The organism is Bradyrhizobium sp. UBA2491 (assembly GCF_002341725.1).
Classification (GTDB): domain Bacteria; phylum Pseudomonadota; class Alphaproteobacteria; order Rhizobiales; family Xanthobacteraceae; genus Bradyrhizobium.
Genome location: NZ_DDOP01000055.1, coordinates 13,790 through 27,748 on the forward strand (window position 1 = coordinate 13,790; position 13,959 = coordinate 27,748).

Genomic DNA, 13,959 nt, shown 5'->3' on the forward strand with positions numbered 1-13,959 from the left:
GTTGATAACCGGCAGGACAGCGAAACAGTCGGCCGCGCTGTGCTATCGGCATAGCGGCAGCCGAGCGATCCCAGAGCAAATCCCGAATAACCCCCACGGAATTCATCCCATGCGCATTACCCTTGTCGGTTCCCGCCATTTCGGCGTGACGACCCTGAACATGCTGCGCGAGCACCACGTCACACTGGTCAGGGTGGTTGTCCATGACGGCGAGGACCGCCTGGCGGCTGCGGCCAGGGCGGCCGGCATCGAGGTTGTCGTTCAGGCCGATCCGAAGCTCGTGACCGCCGCCGAGATCGCGCCGGGCACCGACCTGATCGTGACCGCCCACAGCCACGCCCGCGTCAGCAAGGAGGCGCTCGCCGTGGCCAAGCTCGGCGGCATTGGCTACCACCCGTCGCTGCTGCCCCGGCACCGCGGCATCGCCGCGGTGGAATGGACCATCAAGGAAGGCGATCCGATCGCCGGCGGCACCATCTATCACCTCGCCGACCGCATGGACGCCGGCGCTATCGCCGCCCAGGACTGGGTGTTCGTCAAGAAAGGCGAGACCGCCCGCGAATTGTGGGAGCGCGCGCTGGCGCCGCTCGGCCTTCGCCTGCTTGCCGAGGTCATCGACTACGGCAAGGTCAACGGGGCGCTGCCGGCCAAACCGCAGGATGAGCAGTTTGCGACCAAGGCCCCCAATCTGAGCCCCGACAAACACTAATCCACAACTGAGGTAATAAAATACCTTCAATCAAGCAAGCGTGACCGGGATTTTTCGTTCCTGATCCGGAACCGAATTCACCATGATGTGTTTGAGTTCACAGGAACATTCGGGGACGCTTGCGACGCAGCAAATTTTGAACACATTGTGACAGGATAAGCCGCGTCATCACACGAAATTACAGGGATTTGATTCATGCGTTCGATCCGCATTCGCGACCTGATTTTGGTCACTTCGGTCGCTTCGGCCGCCGCCCTCGCCGCTGCTCCCGCATCCGCTCAGCAGCCTTATGACGGCCTCTGGAACGTCACTGTGGTCACCAAGACCGGCAGCTGCGAACCGTCGCAAAGCTCGACCGTGACCGTCGCCGAAGGAAAGATCTCGGCACAGGGCGCCGCGATCTCTGGAACCGTCGGCAGCGGGGGACTTGTGCGGGTCTCGATCAATGGTGCATATGCGAACGGACAACTCAGTGGTAACTCCGGATCGGGGAAGTGGAATGGGGCATCAGCTGGCGTACCGTGCAGCGGCCGATGGGAAGCGTCCCGTCAGTAAGATCACCAACGTACCGAGCTTCTACGGCATCGCGCGGCGGCCAGCATTAGCAGCCGCCGTTTTTTTCGCGGCTGCATTGGCTAGCAGCGCTGGCCATGCGCAGTCCGGCCCGTTCGCCGGCATGGCGGGCAGCTGGTCGGGCAGCGGCTCGGTCACGCTCGACGACGGCTCCAGCGAGCGGATTCGCTGCCGTGCGACCTATCATGTCGGCGGCCCCAGGATGAGCATGAGCCTCACCTGCGCCAGCGACGCCTACAAGTTCAACCTGGCGGCCGACGTGCAAGCCGAGGGCAATTCGGTCAGCGGCAACTGGAGCGAGTCCAGCCGCAACGTCAGCGGCTCGTTGCAGGGCCGCGGCGGCGGCGGCAACTTCCAGGTCGTGGCCAGCGCCCCCGGCTTCAACGCCGACATCGCGATGCGCACCACCGGGAACAAGCAGGCCGTCACGATCAGGGCCGACAGCCAGTTCCGCGGCGCCAACATCACGCTGACGAAGTAATCGATCGCTACTCCAACAAAAAAGCCCTCGGGTCATCCCCGAGGGCTTTTTTGCTGATTGCATCGCGATCGCCACGCGCGTCTCGGCCGCGCTCGCTATTCGGCCGGCACGAACGCCGTGACCTCGATCTCGACCTTGGCGCGCTGATCGACCAGCCCGTCGATATAGAGCAGCGTGGACGGCGGGAAATTGCGCCCGAGCGTCTCCTTCCACGCCGCGCCGATGCCGGCGCCCGCAGCCTCGTATTCAGCGCGGCTGGTCAGGTACCAGGTCAGGCGGACGATGTGCTCGGGACCGGCGCCGGCCTCGTTGAGGAGCTTGATGATGCGCTTCAGCGCGGTGCCGACCTGGCCGGCCATGTCGGGCTGATATTCGCCCTTCTCATCCCCGCCGGTCTGCCCTGCGAGCACGATCCAACGGCCCGGGGCGTCGAATGCGACGCCATCTGAGAAGCCGCGGGGTTTCGACCATTCGGCCGGTTGCAACACACGCATGAGCAGATCCTCCTGATTGGATTTTTCCGGCCCTGCTTAGCATCGATCGCGCAGCGGGCACATCACCACGTCGGCGGAATTGAGCGTTGCAAATTCGCTTCAGCTCGCCGATACGGGAAATCCCTCCCTGCTCATCTCCCGCCATGGACCGTACGCCTTCAAAGACCCGCGCAGCACTCTGGATGTCCGGTTGGCTCGCGATGATGCTGGTCGTGGCGGTGGCCGGCCGCGAGGCGACGCGCGAGGTCAACGTCTTCCAGCTGATGGCCGTTCGCGGCGTGCTCGGCTTCGTGATGCTGTATCCGCTGATCCGGATGAATGGCGGCTTTGCCGTCGTGAAGACCGCACGCGTGCACGTTCACATCGCGCGCAACCTGATCCACTTCTGCGCGCAGCTGGGCTGGTTCTTTGCGCTCACGCTGATTCCGATCGGCCAGGTGGTCGCGATCGAATTCACGATGCCGATCTGGACCGCGATCCTCGCGGCCGGCTTCCTCGGCGAGCGGATGACGTCCCGGAAGGTCGTCGCAATCGTGCTCGGCCTGGTCGGCGTGCTGGTGATCGTGCGGCCGGCGACCGGCGCGATCAATCCGGGCCAGTTGATCGCGCTTGCCGCCGCGGTCGGCTTCGGCATCTCGGTCGCGATCGTGAAGTCGCTGACGCGGACCGAGCAGACGCTTGCAATCATCTTCTGGATGCTGGTGGTGCAGTCGCTCGCCAGCCTCGGGCCCGCGCTCTATGTCTGGACCTGGCCGCCGCTCTCGACCTGGGGCTGGCTCACCGTCATCGCGTTCTGCGGCACCTTCTCGCATTATTGCATGGCGCGCGCGTTGCTCCACGCCGATGCGACCGTCGTGATCCCGATGGATTTCATCCGGGTGCCGCTGACGGCGATCGTCGGCTGGCTGATCTACGCCGAACGGCTCGACGCATTCACCGTGCTCGGCGCAGCGATGATCCTGGCCGGCAACCTGCTGAACTTGAGGCCCGGCGCGCGCGAGGTGGTCCGCGCATCGTGACGCATCGGGGCCACCGGCCCAACCATCACGACAAACAGCCCGGGGGTCATCCCGGGCTCCCTTGTCTCGGACGCGCTACTTGCCGGCGGCCTTGCGCAGCGCCGCGTTGATGCGGTCCTGCCAGCCGGGGCCGCCCTGCTGGAAATACTCCAGCACATCCTGATCGATCCGCAGCGTGACCTGTTCGCGGACACCGGGGACCGCAACGGTTTTGGGCGGCGCGTCAGCGACCTTGGTGGTGGCGCGCTTGAACGCCGCCTCGGCTTCGCTGCGGGCATCGTTCAGGGTTCGCGGTCGCCTCGGCTGATCGGCCATATCCTGGATTCCTGTGTCTCAGATTCCTTCGAACAACGCCGTCGAGAGATAGCGCTCCGAGAATGACGGCACAATCGCCAGAATGGTCTTGCCCGCAGCTTCCGGCCGCTTGCCGATTTGCAGCGCCGCCGCGATCGCGGCGCCCGATGAGATACCGCCGGGAATGCCTTCGTTGCGTGCGAGCGCGCGTGAGGTCTCGATCGCGGTCGCGCTGTTGATCTTGACGATCTCGTCGATCACGGCGCGGTCGAGAATGTCGGGGACGAAGCCGGCGCCGATGCCCTGGATCTTGTGCGGCGTGTGCTGGCCGCCCGACAGCACCGGGCTCTCCTCCGGCTCCACCGCGACGACCCGCAACGACGGCTTGCGCGGCTTCAGCACCTGCCCGACCCCGGTGATGGTGCCTCCGGTACCGACACCGGCGACGAAATAGTCGATGTTGCCGCCAGTGTCGTTCCAGATCTCCTCGGCGGTGGTGCGGCGATGGATTTCGGGATTGGCGAGGTTCTTGAACTGCTGCGGCATCACCGCGTTCGGCGTCGTGCGTACCAGTTCTTCCGCGGTCGCGATCGAGCCTTTCATGCCCTGCGCGGCCGGGGTCAGCACGATCTCGGCGCCGAGGAATGCAAGCATCCGCCGCCGCTCGATCGACATAGATTCCGGCATCACGAGCTTCAGCCGATAGCCGCGCGACGCCGCGACATAGGCGAGCGCGATCCCGGTGTTGCCCGAGGTCGGCTCGATCAGCACGGTGTCGGCGTTGATGATGCCGGCCCTCTCCATCGCCACGATCATCGCAGCACCGATGCGGTCCTTCACGCTGGCCGCCGGGTTGAAGTACTCCAGCTTGGCCAGGATCGTGGCGTTGACGCCACCCGCCTGCGGCAGCCTGCGCAGCCGCACGATCGGCGTCGAGCCGATCGCATCGACGATGGAGTCAAAGACGCGTCCGCGTCCGGGTTGCACTGCACTCGTTGTCGATGTCGCGTCCATCAGGCGGCTCCTGTCGCGGAATGTGCCGGGAATGCGGTCTTTCTCTCATTAGAAGCAGCGCATCATGACGCGCAAGTGAGAAACCGCCGCGGCACGAATTCGTTGCACCGCAAAATCAGAACCTGCGTAAATAACGTAAAACCAACGCATTTGTGTTGCGACAAGGTCAAACAAATCGGACTATATGCCTTGGTAAGGTGCAGCTCAGAACGCAAAGGAGGTCACGATGCCAGCTCTTGCTGAGGTTCTGTCGACCGTCGCGTCTAAGCCCGATCCGCGCGGCAGCGATCTGCCGACCTGTCCGGTGTGCGCGGACTCGATGATCGCCGCGGAAGCGTCCGCGTACCTTTATGACAATTTGATCAGCTATCTCTGGACCTGCGACACCTGCGGTTACGGGTTCGTCACCAAGCACACGGTGAAGCCGATCGTGTGCAACTGATCACACACGCTCACCTCGGAGCGATGTCACCGCGCGCCCATCCGGCGCGCGTTTTCGTTCTGAAGTCCTCGAACGTGCCGTTCGCCACCGCGTCGCGGATGCCCTGCATCAGCTCCTGGTAATAGGCGACGTTGATTTCGGACAGCAGCATTGCCCCAAGGGTTTCGCCTGCGCGCACCAGATGATGCAGATAGGCGCGCGAATAGCTCCGTGCCGCCGGCCACGGGCTCTCGTCGTCGAGCGGACGCGGATCGTCCATGTGCCGGGCGTTGCGCAGGTTGATCTGCCCGAAACGGGTGAACGCCATGCCGTGCCGTCCGTTCCGTGTCGGCATCACACAGTCGAACATGTCGACGCCGCGCGCCACGGCTTCCAGAATGTCCTCCGGAGTGCCGACGCCCATCAGATAGCGCGGCCGATCCGACGGCAGCGCCGGCGCGGTCTCCTCGATCATCGCCAGCATCACCGCCTGCGGCTCGCCGACCGCCAGCCCGCCGATCGCATAACCATGAAAGCCGATGTCGGTCAGCCCGCGCGCGCTGGCGTGTCGGAGATCGGGGACGTCGCCGCCCTGCACGATGCCGAACAGCATGTAGCCGTCCGGCGCGCTGTCGAAGGCACGCTTGGAACGCTCGGCCCAGCGCAGCGAGAGCTGCATCGCGCGCTCGATGTCGGCGCGCTCCGCCGGCAGCCGCACGCATTCGTCCATCTGCATCGCAATGTCGGAGCCGAGCAGCCGCTGCACCTCGATCGACCGCTCCGGCGACAGCTCGACCTTGGCGCCGTCGATATGCGACCGGAAGGTCACCGCCTGCTCGGTCACCTTGCGCAGCTCCGAGAGCGACATCACCTGGAAACCGCCGGAATCGGTCAGCATCGGGCCGCCCCAGCCGGTGAAACGTTGCAGGCCGCCAAGCCCGGCAACGCGCTCGGCGCTCGGCCGCAGCATCAGGTGATAGGTGTTGCCGAGCACGATATCGGCCCCGGCATCGCGCACCTCGCGCCAATGCATGCCCTTCATGGCACCTGCGGTGCCGACCGGCATGAACGCCGGCGTCCGCACCACGCCATGCGGCGTGGTCAGGCGGCCGGTGCGGGCCGCGCCGTCGGTTGCCAGCAGTTCGAAATGATTGGGAAGATTCATGCGGCTGCTTATTGCGTGTCGCCGCGACCCGATCAACCCGTCCGATAACGGCTCTCACGCGACTTCGTGAACGCGGTGGGCCGCTCCAAAGCTTGCCGTGGAACCAGCCTTGGGTTAAACAAAACGAAACCGTATCGTTTTATGTCAACAATAAGACGGCGGAACTTGCCGCCGCGACTGCGATCTGCGCGAAACCTGACCGAGCGAGATGTTGCCACCCTCCGCCACCCGGCCTGACGGCATCCGCCATCGGATGAGTTTGGTTCGCGCGATCCGTCAACTGATCCTGCTGTGCGGCTTCACTGTCGCGTTGGCGGCATGCAGCTCGCTGCCGCGGACGCCCTACACGGCCGCGGATGCCGCCAATTCGCGGGTGCTCGATCTCGACGGGCTGCGCCGTTACGCCGACGAGCCGGCATCGAAATTCCGGCCCGAGAAGAACGACCTCGCCCCGATCAAGACCTATCTCGCACTCTCCGGCGGCGGCGCCGACGGTGCCTATGGCGTCGGCATCCTCAATGGCTGGACCGCGGCCGGCAACCGTCCGGCCTTTTCGGTGGTCTCGGGCGTCAGCACCGGCGGGCTGATTGCCCCCTTTGCCTTCCTGGGCTCGCGCTACGACGACACGCTGAGGGAGGTCTACACATCGGGCATCGCGGAAAGCCTGTTGCAGGATCCGAGCCTGATGCGGGTGCTGTTCGGCTCCGGGTTGTTCGGCAACAAGCGGCTGCGCGAACTGGTGGCGCGCTATGTCGGCCAGGACATCCTGAGCGAGGTGGCGCGCGAAAACGCCAAAGGCCGAAAGCTCCTGATCGTTACCACCGACCTCGACACCCAGCGCACGGTGATCTGGGACATGGGACGGATCGCCGCGGTCGGAACGCCTGAGGCGTTGCAGCTGTTTCGCGACGTGATGGCCGCCTCCGCCTCGATCCCGCTGGTGTTTCCACCGATCATGATCGACGCCGAGGGCCAGGGCCGCCGCTTCCAGGAGATGCATGTCGATGGCGGCGTCACCGCGCCGGTGCTGACGCTGCCGGACGCGCTGATGTTCCGGGAGCGCGCCTGGCCGGCCAGCGGCCGCATGAACATCTACATTCTCGTCAACAAGAAGCTCGAGGGCAATTTCGAGTTGGTGTCGAACTCGACGATCGACGTCGCCTCGCGCAGCATTTCCGCGATCACGCAGGCGCAGACCCGCTCCGTGATCCTGTCGACCTATGATTTCGCCCGGCGCAACCGGCTGGGCTTCCATTTGTCCTACATCGAGCGCGACTATCCGGCGCCGGAAACGCAGGGCTTCGACACCGCCTATATGCGCGCGCTCTACCAGTACGGCTACGACAAGGCGGCCACGGGGCACGCCTGGACCGCGACGCCGCCCTGAAACGGCGCCCCACGGTACCGCCACATGGACGAATCCGCACCGCCCGGGTTATAGACCCGGACAGACCCGTCCGACGCACAACGAGATGAATGGGCAATGGGATTGACGGCAACCAGGGCCAAAGCGGCCAAACGCAGCGTGACCAAGTCACGCGGCGGCCGGCCGACCCGGGATGCCGCGATCGAGCGCGACCAGCGGCTGATCGAGGTCGCCACCCGCCTGTTCCTCGAGCGCGGCTTCGATGCGACGTCGATCGACGCCGTGGCCGAGGCCGCCCGCGTCAGCAAACCTACCGTCTATGGACAGTATGGCGACAAGCGCGGTCTGTTCACCGCGGTGCTCCGGCGCGAGATCGCCCGCTGGCTGGCCCCCCTCGCCGCCGCGGCGGCCGAAGCACGCGGCGACGGGAGCTGCGACGGCTCGGCCGAGGAACGGCTGATCGAACTCGGCCGCCAGCTATTGGTGCTGAATTGCAGCGCCGACTCCATCGCCTTCAGCAGGATACTCACCGCGCAAGCGATCAATTTCCCCGAGGTCGCCAAGCTCGCCGTCGACGAGGGCTGGTCGAAAGCCGTGTCAACGACCGCGGGTTTCTTCGACCATCTGGCGGACAAGGGCGTGCTCGATCTCGAGGACACCACGATCGCCGCCGAAACCTTCCTCAATATGGTGGTCGGCCACACTCACCGGATGGCGACGTTCGGGATTCCGATCGACATGAAGGCCGCCGAAACGCGGATGGAAGTCTCGATCCGGCTGTTTCTGGCTGGCGCCGTCGGACCGCGGGACCGGCTCCGCAGCATGGCCAAGGAAGGGACCAAGGAAGCGACGAAGCCACGCCGCAGGCCGGCGCGCTGAACGGTATTTTTGGATCATTTTATCGTCTTACACGTTGCCGTGATGAGCCTTGAATAAACAGAACGAAACCGTATTGTTTAGTTGCAAAGAGACACGAAACCCTAGTTCAGCCCCCCAACGGATTTCGCGTCACCTTGTAAACTTCGACCGTCACGACGGAGCTGCCGCCATCGCTCCGTCTGAACGTTCGGCGGCCGACCTCTGACTAACTGGGGTCGGCCGCACTTTCTCGGCCCCACGCGGCCGCTCGACAGCGCGGGCAACGCGCGAGCTCAGTTTCGATACAGGTTCGACGATGAGGACAGGACGATTGCGCGCATCGCGACATTGGGGATTCGGGACATGGTTGCTGGCGGCCGCGTTGCTGGCTCTGCCGCTGGCGTCGCCGGCCCATGCGATCACGAGCTCGGCCGCCGCCGCGCTCACCCCGCAGGACGATGACAGCGCGCTCGACGTGCATGCGGTGCGCCGCGAGCTCGACAGCTTCCAGGCCGCCCAGATCTCGCTGCGCAAGGCGATGGCGATCGCCGAGGCGCTGCATGCCGGTGCGATCACCGCCGACATCAGTTTCGACGGCGCGTCGTTTCCCGCGGTCTACCGGGTCAAGACCATGCAGCAGGACCGTATCTGGCGCCACGCCATCGATGCGGCGACCGGCGAAGTGGTGGGTGGCGAGGCCGCCTCGCCGCTGACGTCGCTCGGCGCCGAGGACCGCAGCAATCTCGCCGTGCTCCGGGCGCTCCGGCATCGCCTCGCCGATGCGGTGCGGGTCGCCGAACACACGACCTCGGGCAAGGCGATCAGCGGCGGCTTGATGCGCGAACGCGGCAAGCTCAATTTCGTGATCGTCGTGCTTGCCGGCAGCGACCTGAAAGAAGTCATCCTCGAGCCGCCGGCTGCGCGCAGGCGGTAAGGTCCGCGGGAGCGCCGCCAGAATTTCGCCTGAAAGCCGTTGACGGCCGCCGATCTCTCCCGCATAAGTCGCGACCATGATCACCGCGACCAAACGCACGACCAAAACCACTGAGCTCTCCGGGGCCTCGGGAGGCGTGCGCGCGTAGTCGGTCGAACCACCGCACCATCTCTAGCCGAAGCCCCGCCTGATGAAGGTCCGGGGCTTTTTTATTGCCTGCATCACATCCAACACATCCTGAATGGAGGACAAAGTGAGTAACGATCCCGTCGTCGCGATTGTCGGCGTCACCGGCGCAGTCGGCGCCGAATTCATCGCCACCATGGACAAGCGCGGCTTCCGCGTCGGCAGGCTGAAGGCGCTGGCCAGCGCCCGCTCGGCCGGCAAGACCGTCGAATTCCGCGGCAAGCCGGTCGTGATCGAGGAGCTCACCGAGCGCGCCTTCGAGGGCGTCGACATCGCGCTGTTCTCGGCCGGCAGCGGCATCTCGAAGAAGTTCGCGCCGCTCGCCGTGAAGTCCGGCGCCGTCGTGGTCGACAATTCCTCGGCCTTCCGGATGGACCCGAACGTGCCGCTGGTGATCCCCGAGATCAACGCCAACCGCATCCGTGACCACAAGGGCATCATCGCCAACCCGAACTGCGCCGCCATCACCGCGCTGGTGCCGCTGTGGCCGATCCACCAGAAGAACCGCATCAAGCGCGTCATCATCTCGACCTACCAGGCCGCGAGCGGCGCCGGTGCGGCCGCGATGGACGAGCTCGTCGAATCGACCCGCGCCAATCTCAACGGACAGGTCTTCACCCCGAAGGTGATGCCGCATCCCTACGCCTTCAACCTGTTCAACCACAACACGGCGGTCGATCCGGACACTGGCTACAACGACGAGGAGACCAAGGTCATCAAGGAGACCCGCAAGATCTTCGAGGACGAGAAGATCGCGATCGGCGTCACCTGCGTGCGGGTGCCGGTGCTGCGCGCGCATTGCGAGGCGATCACCTTCGAATGCGAGAAGCCGATCACCGAGGACCAGGTCCGCGCGATCATGGCGCAGGCGCCGGGCGTCAAGATCGTCGACGATCGCGCCAAGAACTACTTCCCGATGCCGATCGACGCCTCCGGCCAGGACGACGTGCTGGTCGGCCGCATCCGCAAGGATCTGAGCGATCCTTCGGGCCACTCGATCTCGATGTTCGTCGCGGCCGATCAGCTGCTCAAGGGCGCCGCGCTGAACGCGGTGCAGATCGCCGAGCTGTTGCCCGAACGCGCGCTCGCGTGAGGGACGACGGGGCGATGCCAAACCCCATCCTGAGGAGCGCGAAGCGCGTCTCGAAGGATGCATCGGCCCCGGTCGGGGCCGTCGCCCTTCGAGACGGCCGCTACGCGGCCTCCTCAGGGGTGACGGTGAAATGGCTGTGCTTGCGGACCTAACTCTTTGCCCGAAACAGCAGGCACGCATCACCGTACGAATAGAACCGGTAGCCGCTCTTGATCGCATGGGCGTAGGCGCCCTGCATGGTCTCCAGGCCCGAGAAAGCCGAGACCAGCATGAACAGCGTCGAGCGCGGCAGGTGGAAATTGGTCAGCAGGATATCGACCGCGCGGAAGCGATAGCCCGGCGTGATGAAGATCGAGGTTTCGGCGGCGAACGGCTGGACCTCGCCGTCCGGTGTGGTGGCGCTCTCCAGCAGCCGCATCGACGTGGTGCCGATCGCGACGATCCGGCCGCCATTGGCGCGCGCGGCATTCAAGGCGGACGCGGTCTCGGCGCTGATGCAGCCCCATTCGGCATGCATCCTGTGCTCCGAGGTCTCCTCGGTCTTGACCGGCAGGAACGTCCCCGCCCCGACATGCAGCGTCAGCCGATGCAGCGCGACGCCGCGAGCGCGCAGCGCGGCTTCCAGCGCCGGCGTGAAATGCAGCCCTGCGGTCGGTGCCGCCACCGCGCCCTCATTGGCGGCGAACATGGTCTGGTAGTCGCTGACGTCCTGGTCGTCAGGCGTGCGTTTGGAAGCGATGTAGGGCGGCAGCGGCGTCGCGCCGACATCGGCGATCGCCTGGTCGAGCGCCGGGCCGTGGAACGAGAATGACAATGTCACCTCGCCTTCCTGTCCCTTCGCCTCGACGGTCGCATCGAGATGGCCGAGCAGGCAGACCTTGCCCTCATTGCCGAACCGGATGGTGTCGCCGGGGCCGAGCTTCTTGGCCGGCTTGACCAGCGCCTGCCAGCGCGAGCCGTCGAGCCGCTTGATCAAGGTCGCCTCGATCTTCGGCTCGGTCTCGCGTCCGATCCGGCGGCCCTTGAGCTGGGCTGCGATCACCTTGGTGTCGTTGACGACGATCTGATCGCCCGGCTCCAGCCAATGCGGCAGGTCGGCGATCGTGGCATCGCGCAGCACGCCGTCCGGATGCACCACCAATAGCCGCGCGGAATCGCGCGGGCTCGCGGGGCGGAGCGCGATGCTGTCGGGCGGAAGCTCGAAGTCGAACAGGTCGGTGCGCATCGGCGCGTTGGCTACTCGAACGCGGTCACTCCGGGGCGCATCGCCCCGGAATGACGCTCGGTTGATCAGGAGGCGTCGGCGGCCATGCGCGCCTTGACGATCTTGTCCGGGTCCTTCACCGGCTCGCCGCGCTTGATCTTGTCGACATTCTCCATGCCCTCGGTGACCTTGCCCCAGACCGTGTACTGGCCGTTGAGGAAGGAAGCATCGTCGAAGCAGATGAAGAACTGGCTGTCACCGGAATCCGGATTGGCGGCGCGGGCCATCGAGGCGGTGCCGCGGACATGCGGCTCCTTGTTGAATTCGGCCTTCAGCTTCTTGCCGGAGCCGCCCATGCCGGTGCCCTGCGGACAGCCGGTCTGCGCCATGAAGCCGTCGATCACGCGGTGGAACACGATGCCGTCGTAGAAGCCCTCGCGCACCAGCTCCTTGATCCGCGCGACGTGGCCCGGCGCGAGGTCCGGCCGCATCTCGATCGTGACCGGGCCCTGGGTGGTTTCGAGGATCAGAGTATTTTCGGTAGCAGCCATGCTCGCTTCTCCTGGCTTCGGGGTGGATATTTCTTGTTCCTGAACGGGATCGCGAAGGGACGGCCAGCCACCGCGCCGCCGAGGCCCTCGGTAAATGGCAACGGCGTGCAGCGTTGCAACGCCTCCATCACCGCGACCCGGTATGCGATCCGGTCACTGTCGGTCGCCTCCTGCGATTCATAGCTGATCCTGGGATGACCGAGGATCGCGCCCTCGCGGTTGAAGCTGACGATCACGGTGATGTCGATCGGACCGGCCTTGTCCGCCGGCGGCGGCCGCCAGCAGCGGTGGATGGCAAGGACGACGTCCCTGATCGTATCGAGTTGCTCCGGCTGGGCCACCGCCGATCCGCCCAGCGCGAGCCACACCGGCAGCGGCGCGGCGAACCAGGCGAGTGGTCTGCTGCGCGCCGCCATCATGGATCACTTGATGTCGGATGCGACCTGGACCTTCACCATCTTGTCCGGATCGGTGACGCTGCCGCTCGGCGAGCCCGCGGGCGCCTTCTTCAGCTTGTCGACCACATCCATGCCCGACACCACCTCGCCGATCACGGTGTACTGGCCGTTGAGGCTCGGCCCGTCGGCGAACATGATGAAGAACTGCGAATTGGCGCTGTCCACGCTGTCGCCGCGCCGGGCCATGCCGACGATACCGCGCTTGAACGGCACCTGGGAGAATTCCTGCTTCAGGTTCGGATATTTCGAGCCGCCGGTGCCGTTGAAATTCTGGCCGTCGCCGGTCTGCGCCATGAAGCCATCCATCACGCGATGGAACGGCACGTTGTTGTAGAAGCCCTCGCGCGCGAGCTGCTTGATGCGCTCGGCGTGCTTCGGCGCGATGTCGGTGCGCAGCTTGATGACGATGCGGCCCTTGGTGGTGTCGATCACGATCGCATTGGCCTTGTCGAGATTGGCGGGCAGCGGCTGCGCGACCGCGGGCACGACGCAGAGCAGCGCGGCAACGAATGCAAGAATGCGGATCATGGAAACTCCGGATCTCTGGACGTTCTGGATATGGCGGGCCGCCGGGATCAACCGGCGAACTTGGCCTTCAGGCTAGCGGCGACTGATGACGGCACGAATGCAGAGAAGTCGCCGCCCATCTGGGCGATTTGGCGCACCAGTGTGGCGGTGATCGGGCGGACGCCGACCGACGCCGGAACGAACACGGTATGCACCTCGGGCGCCATCGCCTCGTTCATGCCGGCCAATTGCATCTCGTAATCGAGATCGGTGCCGTCGCGCAGGCCGCGAATCATGATGGTGGCCTTGGCCGCGCGTGCGGCCGCGACCGTGAGGTTGTCATAGGTCGCGCTCTCGAAGGCGCAGCCCGCCTTCTGGGCGATCGGACCGAACACCTCATGGACCATGGCCAGCCGTTCCTCGGTGGAAAACAGCGGCTTCTTGCCGGGGTGGACGCCGATGGCGACGATCAGGCGGTCGCACAGGCCGACGGCCTGCCGGACCACGTCGAGATGGCCGTTGGTCAGCGGATCGAAGGAGCCGGCATAGATGGCGGTGCGCTCTGTCATCGTGCGAGGCTTCTAGAGCCGTTGCGCGGCGAAGGCAATTCGCAATACGCGCCGATCACGGCA

Annotated in this window: 18 protein-coding genes; 9 read left to right on the forward strand and 9 right to left on the reverse strand. The window is 65.4% G+C overall.

The genetic code is table 11. The annotated features are described in order from the left end of the window. Nucleotides 1–109: 109 nt before the first annotated feature. The 3 genes from B2W55_RS17925 (at nucleotide 110) to B2W55_RS17935 (ending at nucleotide 1,763) form a co-directional block, all read left to right on the forward strand. Nucleotides 110–709, forward strand: coding sequence for a formyltransferase family protein (locus tag B2W55_RS17925; protein WP_024584006.1), 600 nt, complete (start codon nucleotides 110–112; stop codon nucleotides 707–709). A gap of 195 nt (nucleotides 710–904) precedes the next feature. Next, a complete protein-coding gene (locus tag B2W55_RS17930; protein WP_080890971.1) occupies nucleotides 905–1,264 on the forward strand; it encodes a hypothetical protein in 360 nt (119 codons plus the stop codon). After that, nucleotides 1,209–1,763 carry a hypothetical protein gene (locus B2W55_RS17935; protein ID WP_024584005.1) on the forward strand — a complete coding sequence of 185 codons (555 nt, stop codon included), beginning with the start codon at nucleotides 1,209–1,211 and terminating at the stop codon, nucleotides 1,761–1,763. The genes B2W55_RS17930 and B2W55_RS17935 overlap by 56 nt, the downstream gene beginning before the upstream one ends. A gap of 95 nt (nucleotides 1,764–1,858) precedes the next feature. On the opposite strand, the gene B2W55_RS17940 is transcribed toward B2W55_RS17935, so the two are convergent. After that, nucleotides 1,859–2,257, reverse strand: a complete 399-nt coding sequence (locus B2W55_RS17940; RefSeq protein WP_024584004.1) for a RidA family protein — start codon at nucleotides 2,255–2,257, stop codon at nucleotides 1,859–1,861. A gap of 143 nt (nucleotides 2,258–2,400) precedes the next feature. On the opposite strand from B2W55_RS17940, the gene B2W55_RS17945 reads away from it, so the two are divergent. Then, the gene (locus B2W55_RS17945; RefSeq protein WP_024584003.1) at nucleotides 2,401–3,276 is read left to right on the forward strand and encodes a DMT family transporter; all 876 of its coding nucleotides are present in this window, start codon (nucleotides 2,401–2,403) and stop codon (nucleotides 3,274–3,276) included. A gap of 75 nt (nucleotides 3,277–3,351) precedes the next feature. Here B2W55_RS17945 and B2W55_RS17950 read toward each other — a convergent pair whose 3' ends face one another. Continuing rightward, on the reverse strand, nucleotides 3,352–3,591 hold the full coding sequence (locus B2W55_RS17950) for a BrnA antitoxin family protein (RefSeq protein ID WP_024584002.1): 240 nt from the start codon (nucleotides 3,589–3,591) through the stop codon (nucleotides 3,352–3,354). Nucleotides 3,592–3,609: 18 nt separating this feature from the next. After that, on the reverse strand, nucleotides 3,610–4,584 hold the full coding sequence (cysK, locus tag B2W55_RS17955) for a cysteine synthase A (RefSeq protein ID WP_024584001.1): 975 nt from the start codon (nucleotides 4,582–4,584) through the stop codon (nucleotides 3,610–3,612). A gap of 226 nt (nucleotides 4,585–4,810) precedes the next feature. Here cysK and B2W55_RS17960 point away from each other — a divergent pair, with 226 nt between their 5' ends. Beyond that, nucleotides 4,811–5,026, forward strand: a complete 216-nt coding sequence (locus B2W55_RS17960) for a hypothetical protein (RefSeq protein WP_024584000.1) — start codon at nucleotides 4,811–4,813, stop codon at nucleotides 5,024–5,026. A 10-nt stretch (nucleotides 5,027–5,036) separates the two neighbouring features. Here B2W55_RS17960 and tgt read toward each other — a convergent pair whose 3' ends face one another. After that, a complete protein-coding gene (gene tgt, locus B2W55_RS17965) occupies nucleotides 5,037–6,170 on the reverse strand; it encodes a tRNA guanosine(34) transglycosylase Tgt (protein ID WP_024583999.1) in 1,134 nt (377 codons plus the stop codon). 253 nt (nucleotides 6,171–6,423) lie between these two features. Between tgt and B2W55_RS17970 the strand changes: the two genes are divergently transcribed. The 4 genes from B2W55_RS17970 to B2W55_RS17985 all read left to right on the forward strand — a co-directional run bounded on the left by B2W55_RS17970 (nucleotide 6,424) and on the right by B2W55_RS17985 (nucleotide 10,607). Further along, nucleotides 6,424–7,557, forward strand: coding sequence for a patatin-like phospholipase family protein (locus tag B2W55_RS17970; RefSeq protein ID WP_029879905.1), 1,134 nt, complete (start codon nucleotides 6,424–6,426; stop codon nucleotides 7,555–7,557). 96 nt (nucleotides 7,558–7,653) lie between these two features. Next, nucleotides 7,654–8,415 (forward strand): TetR/AcrR family transcriptional regulator, encoded by a 762-nt coding sequence (locus tag B2W55_RS17975; protein ID WP_024583997.1) that lies wholly within the window; start codon nucleotides 7,654–7,656, stop codon nucleotides 8,413–8,415. A gap of 295 nt (nucleotides 8,416–8,710) precedes the next feature. Further along, nucleotides 8,711–9,328, forward strand: a complete 618-nt coding sequence (locus B2W55_RS17980) for a PepSY domain-containing protein (protein WP_043855389.1) — start codon at nucleotides 8,711–8,713, stop codon at nucleotides 9,326–9,328. Nucleotides 9,329–9,569: 241 nt separating this feature from the next. Continuing rightward, nucleotides 9,570–10,607 (forward strand): aspartate-semialdehyde dehydrogenase, encoded by a 1,038-nt coding sequence (locus tag B2W55_RS17985; protein ID WP_024583995.1) that lies wholly within the window; start codon nucleotides 9,570–9,572, stop codon nucleotides 10,605–10,607. A 148-nt stretch (nucleotides 10,608–10,755) separates the two neighbouring features. Here the strand turns inward: B2W55_RS17985 and queA are convergent, their stop codons facing one another. The 5 genes from queA to coaD form a co-directional block, all read right to left on the reverse strand. Further along, a complete protein-coding gene (gene queA / locus B2W55_RS17990; RefSeq protein WP_024583994.1) occupies nucleotides 10,756–11,832 on the reverse strand; it encodes a tRNA preQ1(34) S-adenosylmethionine ribosyltransferase-isomerase QueA in 1,077 nt (358 codons plus the stop codon). Between the two features lie 65 nt (nucleotides 11,833–11,897). Next, nucleotides 11,898–12,362, reverse strand: coding sequence for a peptidylprolyl isomerase (locus B2W55_RS17995; protein ID WP_024583993.1), 465 nt, complete (start codon nucleotides 12,360–12,362; stop codon nucleotides 11,898–11,900). After that, a complete protein-coding gene (locus B2W55_RS18000; RefSeq protein ID WP_024583992.1) occupies nucleotides 12,338–12,778 on the reverse strand; it encodes a hypothetical protein in 441 nt (146 codons plus the stop codon). Before B2W55_RS18000 ends, B2W55_RS17995 begins: the two co-directional genes overlap by 25 nt. Before the next feature lie 6 nt (nucleotides 12,779–12,784). Continuing rightward, nucleotides 12,785–13,348: a peptidylprolyl isomerase gene (locus B2W55_RS18005; RefSeq protein ID WP_024583991.1), complete on the reverse strand. Its 564-nt coding sequence runs from the start codon at nucleotides 13,346–13,348 to the stop codon at nucleotides 12,785–12,787. 47 nt (nucleotides 13,349–13,395) lie between these two features. Then, nucleotides 13,396–13,896: a pantetheine-phosphate adenylyltransferase gene (gene coaD / locus B2W55_RS18010; RefSeq protein ID WP_291532262.1), complete on the reverse strand. Its 501-nt coding sequence runs from the start codon at nucleotides 13,894–13,896 to the stop codon at nucleotides 13,396–13,398. Nucleotides 13,897–13,959: the final 63 nt, after the last annotated feature.

What these genes read in the sequence shown, in the direction of transcription:
- B2W55_RS17925 (WP_024584006.1), top strand. Translation starts at nt 110, where the DNA reads ATGCGCATTACCCTTGTCGGTTCCCGCCATTTCGGCGTGACGACCCTG.
- B2W55_RS17930 (WP_080890971.1), top strand. Translation starts at nt 905, where the DNA reads ATGCGTTCGATCCGCATTCGCGACCTGATTTTGGTCACTTCGGTCGCT.
- B2W55_RS17935 (WP_024584005.1), top strand. Translation starts at nt 1,209, where the DNA reads ATGGGGCATCAGCTGGCGTACCGTGCAGCGGCCGATGGGAAGCGTCCC.
- B2W55_RS17940 (WP_024584004.1), bottom strand. Translation starts at nt 2,257, where the DNA reads ATGCGTGTGTTGCAACCGGCCGAATGGTCGAAACCCCGCGGCTTCTCA.
- B2W55_RS17945 (WP_024584003.1), top strand. Translation starts at nt 2,401, where the DNA reads ATGGACCGTACGCCTTCAAAGACCCGCGCAGCACTCTGGATGTCCGGT.
- B2W55_RS17950 (WP_024584002.1), bottom strand. Translation starts at nt 3,591, where the DNA reads ATGGCCGATCAGCCGAGGCGACCGCGAACCCTGAACGATGCCCGCAGC.
- cysK (WP_024584001.1), bottom strand. Translation starts at nt 4,584, where the DNA reads ATGGACGCGACATCGACAACGAGTGCAGTGCAACCCGGACGCGGACGC.
- B2W55_RS17960 (WP_024584000.1), top strand. Translation starts at nt 4,811, where the DNA reads ATGCCAGCTCTTGCTGAGGTTCTGTCGACCGTCGCGTCTAAGCCCGAT.
- tgt (WP_024583999.1), bottom strand. Translation starts at nt 6,170, where the DNA reads ATGAATCTTCCCAATCATTTCGAACTGCTGGCAACCGACGGCGCGGCC.
- B2W55_RS17970 (WP_029879905.1), top strand. Translation starts at nt 6,424, where the DNA reads ATGAGTTTGGTTCGCGCGATCCGTCAACTGATCCTGCTGTGCGGCTTC.
- B2W55_RS17975 (WP_024583997.1), top strand. Translation starts at nt 7,654, where the DNA reads ATGGGATTGACGGCAACCAGGGCCAAAGCGGCCAAACGCAGCGTGACC.
- B2W55_RS17980 (WP_043855389.1), top strand. Translation starts at nt 8,711, where the DNA reads ATGAGGACAGGACGATTGCGCGCATCGCGACATTGGGGATTCGGGACA.
- B2W55_RS17985 (WP_024583995.1), top strand. Translation starts at nt 9,570, where the DNA reads ATGGAGGACAAAGTGAGTAACGATCCCGTCGTCGCGATTGTCGGCGTC.
- queA (WP_024583994.1), bottom strand. Translation starts at nt 11,832, where the DNA reads ATGCGCACCGACCTGTTCGACTTCGAGCTTCCGCCCGACAGCATCGCG.
- B2W55_RS17995 (WP_024583993.1), bottom strand. Translation starts at nt 12,362, where the DNA reads ATGGCTGCTACCGAAAATACTCTGATCCTCGAAACCACCCAGGGCCCG.
- B2W55_RS18000 (WP_024583992.1), bottom strand. Translation starts at nt 12,778, where the DNA reads ATGGCGGCGCGCAGCAGACCACTCGCCTGGTTCGCCGCGCCGCTGCCG.
- B2W55_RS18005 (WP_024583991.1), bottom strand. Translation starts at nt 13,348, where the DNA reads ATGATCCGCATTCTTGCATTCGTTGCCGCGCTGCTCTGCGTCGTGCCC.
- coaD (WP_291532262.1), bottom strand. Translation starts at nt 13,896, where the DNA reads ATGACAGAGCGCACCGCCATCTATGCCGGCTCCTTCGATCCGCTGACC.